Source organism: Comamonas sp., assembly GCF_036666375.1.
Classification (GTDB): domain Bacteria; phylum Pseudomonadota; class Gammaproteobacteria; order Burkholderiales; family Burkholderiaceae_C; genus Comamonas.
The window spans coordinates 1-6,467 of sequence record NZ_JAVWWA010000095.1; the positions used below are offsets into that span (position 1 = coordinate 1).

The 6,467-nt window shown below is 57.0% G+C and carries 1 protein-coding gene; it reads right to left on the reverse strand.

The window, feature by feature from the left end; genetic code table 11:
- Positions 1 to 6,467, reverse strand: a 6,467-nt coding sequence (locus RR928_RS19255; protein WP_332683806.1) for a hemagglutinin repeat-containing protein, incomplete at both ends; no start/stop codon positions are given.

Below are 6,467 nucleotides of genomic sequence, written 5' to 3' on the forward strand. Positions count from 1 at the left end.
GCCGTCAATACTGGCCACTGTCGACGCGGCAAAAGTGATGCTGGCTCCTGTCCGGTCGGTGCTTTGCCGTTGGCTGCCGAATGTTAGGCCAGGCCCACCTCCGCCGATCAGGCCGCTCTTGGTGGTTTTATGAAAATTCGTTTCGGAGGTCGTTTCTGAATCCGCCAGGATGTTGATGTCGCGCTCTGCTTTGAACATGGTGCCGTGCTGGGAACCCACATTGCTGCCCAGCACGGTGATGTCTTGATGCGATGTGATCGAAACCGTGTCACCGCTCAGGCTGCTGGCCAGCGACTGGGTGGAATCGCGCTGGTTGATTCGTGTGGACGTGCTTGAGCTGAACAGGCCTTTGCTCTTCGAATAAGAGCGGCTGTCCACTGACTGCGATGCCTCACCAGCGGCAATCTTGGCGTCTTGTACCGCCTTGATCTCCAGTGCGTTCGAGCTGTGCACTTGCGCCGCTCGGGCATCGAAGTTTTCGCCGGCTTCGATTCGCGTAGGGCCCAACGTTCGTATTTCCGTACCCATTTCCTCGCTTTGACCGAAGGACAGAAGATTTCGTGGGTCCCAGGTGATGCGCTGCTCATTCGAGATATTGACGGTCGACAGCACAACGTCCTTGGCCGCGTGGATGTAGGTGCTTGCGCCTTCGACCGCGTTGGCGATGAGTGCCGCCTGGAGGTTGGCATTTCTACCCGCCTCAAGCACCAAGCTCCGCTGCGCTGGCGGCACATCGACCGCATCAACAGGCTCGAGGATCAGCGCTGCAATGCGATCCACATTCGTGTTGGCGCAGCCATTGGCATCGTCACCGCCCCGGTTGGTGCTGGTCGTCGTAGCCATGTTCATGTCGTTGCCGGCTTTCGCCATAAGTGACAGCGCGGCGGAAACGGTTCCGCCCACGACGTTGATATCGCGCTCGGCGAGCAGCGCCACCGATTCGCCGACGATGCGCCCGCCAATATTGTTGATGTCGTGGGCTTCGATCACTACTGCGCGGCGGCCCGCAATGGTGCCGCTGTTGTGGAAGTTCTCCCGGCTTTGGGAGTAGACCGTGTCGCCGCTGATCAGCGCACCCGAGGTCTCCAGGTCACCAACCTTGGCCACGACATATACCTTGGGCACCAGCACTGTCTGTACCGTACCGTCCGACAGCGTGATGTCTTCATGGACCAGCCATACCAGATCACTGGTCAGTTGGGCCACCTGTTCGGCATTCAGGGCAATGCCCGGACGCAGCTTGTAATCCTGGGCAACAGTGACGCCATTTTGCAGAAGTGCGTGGTACTGCTCGTCGTCGTTGGTGTAATGACCGAGATAACGTCGTCCGGTAAGCTGACCCACCTGCTGTTGTATCAGTTGCTGCTCATAGTAGCCGTCACCCAGGCGCTTTTGCAGCAGCGCGGGGTCCATGCTCAAAGCATCAAGCATGAAATCTGATGACATCCAGCTCTTCCTGTTGGTGACCGCAGGATGGGTTTCGATCAACGGCTTGTCAGGGTGGTGGGCGTTGATGATGTACAGGCTGTCGACGGGCAGATACTGCGGCAGTGCTGTCGTTCGAACCTCCAGCGCGGTGCCAGCGGCAGCTGTTACAGCAGGCTCGCTTACCTCCGCCGGTGCACGCGCGCTCATTTCAGGGAAAGCAGGAGCTGCCATGGCAATGTTCGGCATTTGATGCGCTGTCGCGTCAATTCCCTGAGCAGGTGGAAGCAACATTCCGTCGGCAACCGGGACACCGATGGAGCTAGGCATTGCGCCGCCAGCGGCTTGCGTGGCTGGCGTTGGCACTACATTCTCAGCAGCAACATGCACGCTGTGGGGCTGCACGTCGAGGAAGGTAACTCCGCTCAACTCTTGACCATTCACATCCATGCGAGCGGTTCCAGTGAAACCGCTATGGATGATGTTTGCCGCTGCAACTGAGGTCATGCCGCAGGTACCAATTGGCAAATCACTTGCCGATTGGGGTCGTAATGGCGATGCCGACTGCCCGATCTGTGGAGGCTGCTCCACCGGTACGGGATGTGCGGTTTGTGCTGGCTGCACGTTCACGCCTGGGGAGTGGAAATGCTGGTCGACATCGGCCCATGGCAGTCCATTCAGGACAAGCGAGCCCATTTTCGTGGCCGCAGAACCTTGCTCAGCGGCAGCCGATTCGCTGCCTTGCGAGATCCGCACTACTGGGCTGGCTTCAACGCGACCAAATGCCGTATTTTTTCCCGCATTTTTTGTCGGAATGGCGTAACTAGTTGTCGCACCTCCGATGTGCCCCTGCTGATATATGCCTGTCGGCAAATCAAAGGTGATGCGACTAAGCTGCTCGGTAGGCTGACCAGGGGTTGCCACTTCGTAGTGTTTTTTTGATCCTTGCTTGACCTTCCCGCCCCTCTTGGACTTCCAATGATAGGAAATCGGCGAACCTATGGTTTTTGTGGTTTCCACGCCTTTTGTTGAATGGTTTTTCTGATGGGGAATGAACACCACCCCATTCGCCACCACGATTGAATCAACGTTATAAAATTCGCCGGCTGCAGTGATATTACGCCCTGCATTGATTTTTGCAGGCTTGGAAGACTCAACCCTATCTCTAAAAATCTCGCTGCGCACGTTCACTATTTTCTTATAATCCCTCCAAAATCCTTCAACTTTATTATTATTCTTGATTTTTTCAAGAATTACGTTATTCAGATCTTTAGCCGCCTGAACTGATTTTTCATAGACAATCAATGCCGCCTCGAAACCGGCCATATTGGAGGAGGGGCCCCAATAAACTTCTTTCCCACTCAAAGTGGCGCCAAAATTTCCCGGTAACGGCTCTATTGGATTGTAATTTTCCGGTTTTTCAATTCCATATTCCGCAAAGCGCATGGAATTTGCCGACTCATATACATACTTCAAGTGACACGAGTCATCATAGTTGTTTTCAACCTTCACCGGCGTACACGCGAGAGGTATATTTTTCAGGAATCGACCGGGATGGGTTATTTTAAACATTCCTCCCGCGGACATCCCTTCCGGAAAGCCAAGTTCACCAATTCTTTGTTTAGTAGAATAAAAAGGTATCAATATCCCATGAGGGTGCACTTGGTACTGATCATCGCTCTCAGGCATCCGACCCTCCACCTGCACAAGATTTCCTGCGGGATAGCTTCCCACAAACTCATCTTTGACTACCTTCACTCCGGCATTGGTGTTATGCACCGCCCCCGAAAAAAAATCAACACTCCCGCGTGCATCGATTAGTGCACCATGGTTACTGACTGAACTTGCCCCAGATGCAACACGATTTTCATCGAGACTGGAACCTATTCTTATATCTCCATCACTTCGAATGGATGCACCATGCTGATTTTTAACCACGGCTGCACCTATTTCCAGCAATTTGCGCGCCATTATTGATCCGGATTTTTCACCTTCAGCACGGTTATCGATTCTATCAGCGGCAATGGAAAGATGATCGCCAACAATGAGGCCTTCGCCGGGATTATCCAAAACCCTTGCATTTATCTGAGCATCACCACCCGTGAAAACTCCTCTGTTCGTCAACACTTGGCGCGCATTTACCTTCATCAGGCCCGCAGAACTTATTTCCGCGCCACTCTGGTTATCTATATTACTAGCGGAGACGGCAACACCCTTGCCTCCCCTTATCACCCCTTGATTGGAGAGATTGCCACCCAGTGTAATTCCAAGGTGACCACCAATATCCATATCCCCTTGATTCGTGTGATCTGCGGCAATCTCCAACTGCATGTCTCCTTGCGACTGCAGACCGCTCGCTCCCGAAAATTCCTTCGTCCGTATAGCCAGATCTTTGCCGGAAGACAGCGTTCCGCCGCGGTTGTGCAAGGTTTGTTGAGCGCTTGAAAGCGGCGCGCCTGAAGCCACATGCGCGTCCAATATGGACAGCTGCTTGCCCGCCTTGATGTTGCCCAAGGCGTTTTCCACATGGCCACGGCTTTGCACCAACACACCGTTGTTCGCGCGGATACTGCCGCGCGTGTTCATGATGGCGGCGTCACCTGCGTAAAGCTTCACATCGCCCAGGGACTGCAGCAGTCCGCCCTCGCTGTTGTCAATGCCGGTGCCTGTGTTCGCATTGCTGGTGATTTGCAGCCGGCTGTGGGATGCCATCACGCCGCCCTGGTTTTCAATCCGCTCGGCGTTGATCTCGGCGTCGCCCGCGGCACCCATAATGCCGCCCCGGCTGTTGCGAACCATGCCTTGATGCGCATTGACCTCCAGCGCGCCCGCGCTCACAATGCCGCCGTCTTCACCCGACTGATGGTTGGTGATGTCCGCGCCGTGGCCGTCAAGCATCAGCCGACTGTCTGCGCGCGTGGTCTTGATGGCGCCCGCAGTGTTGTTCAACGCACCGCTGTCGATCTGCAGGTGCTGATCCGCCATCATGCTGCCGCTCTGGTTATCCACCAAAGCCCAGTTCCCGGACGTATCCTGGCTGCGGACTTGCAGTGTGGGAGCCGAGATGCCGCCGGCGCCATTGTGGATGCCCTGGGCGGTCAGTACCGCGTCTTGCTGGGCGGAGATACGCCCACGCCGGTTGTCGAGGTGGCCGCTGTCAATGCGCAGCGAGCTCCCCGAGGCAAGCAGCTTGGCATCTGCGTTAATCAGTTGCTGGCCCTGGGTGTCGATGGTCAGAGAATCGCCGCTGATCGTGCCCTGCGTATTGTCCAGGCCTTGGCTGGTGATGCTGGTCGCATGCCGTGCCGTGATAGAGCTGCGATAGTTGCTCAAAGCGCCCGTCGTGATATTGACCGGGCCGGCGCTGCTGCTGATCACCGCCTGCTCGTCGTTTTGCAGGTTGGCGCTGTTCAACACTGCTTCGGCATCGCCCACGAGCTGGCCACCGGAGTTGATCACGGCTGCGGCAATGCGGGCATCGAGCTTGCCGCCAGCACCGATTTCACCCTGGCTATTGTTCAGAGCTGGAGCGGTGAGCGTCAAGTTGCCGCGGGCCAGCATATGCCCGGCGCTGTTGTTCACATGGCCCGTGGCGGTCACAGTGAGTTCGGCATCCGCCGTGTCGGGGCCACCTGCCAGGAGGTGACCTCCAGTGTTGTCCAAAGTGCCGGCACGAATGCGTGCATTGCCCTGCGCCCGCATGGTTCCACTGTTATTCAACGCTTCGTCATGGGTGCGGATTTCCAGGTCCTGGGCCGCATGAACCATGCCGCTGCCGTTGTGGAAGACGCCGCTTTTCACATCCAGCGTGCCGGTGGATGTCACGATGTGTCCGGCGTCGTTGTGCAGCATGCCCTTGCGGGTGTCGATGGCAGCGGAGGCCGCATTGATTCGGCCTGCACGGTTGTCCAGCGCGCTGGACTTGAGGTCCAAGGTGGTTGCGGCGGCAATACCGCCGCCGGCATTGTTTACCGGACCGGCATCGATATTGGCTTGAAAGCCTCTCAAGGTACCGGTGTTGGTGTTGGCAATGCCGTGCCCGTGGGTGTTGACCGTGAGGGCTTGCGCCGCCTGCAACAGACCCTGGTCATTGTTCAGCGCGCCACTTTGTACATTCAGCTCACCGTTCGACGCGATGATCTTGCCGCTGGCCTTGTTGATCAGCGTGCCGCGCTGTGTATTGATGGCAATCGATGCAGCACAGATCTGGCCCGAAGTGTTGTCCAGCGACGTGCTGGTGAGCGTCAAAGCATCAGCGGCGCTGATAGTGCCGCCGGTGTTGTCGACGATGCCGGCATCAATGGTGGCCTTGCCCAGGGACAGCAGCGTGCCGGTGCTGGTAAACGCCTGGCCATGGGTATCGATCGTCAGGTCCTGCGCGGCCTGCAGTCGACCATCCCCGTTGTACAGCGCACGGCCTTGTACACTCAGCCCCCCCTCCGAGGCAATGATCTTGCCCTTTTCGCCGTTCGTGAGCGGGCCTTCTTGAACATCGAGAACGATCGCTGCAGCACCGATCGCGCCCGCAGTGTTGTCCAGCGACGTGCTGGTCAGCGTCAATGCTTTGGCAGCGCTGATGGTGCCGGTGGTATTGATGACGTCCCCAGCATTGATAACGGCCTGACCGAACGCCAGCAATTTTCCGGTGTTTGTGAGCCTCTGGCCTTGACTGTCGAGGTACAGATCTCGGGCCGCTTGCAGCCGGCCTTTTTCATTTCGCAGCGCTGCGCTTTTCAGATTCAGGTTGCCTTTGGACGCAATGATGTTGCCGCCGTCGTTGGTCAGTGCACCCTTGGGGGTGTTGATGGCAATCGATGCGGCCCCGATATCGCCGAAGGTGTTATCCAGCGAACTGCTGGTCAGCGTCAAAGCTTCAGCGGCACTGATCGTGCCAGTGGTGTTGTTGACGTGCGCAGCGTCAATCGTGGCATGGCCTAGTGCCAGCAGCGTGCCGGTATTGGTCAGCGCCTGGCCATGGGTGTCGATGTCCAGATGCTGAGCTGCCTGCACTACCCCGAGATCACTGTGCAGCGCCCCGGTCT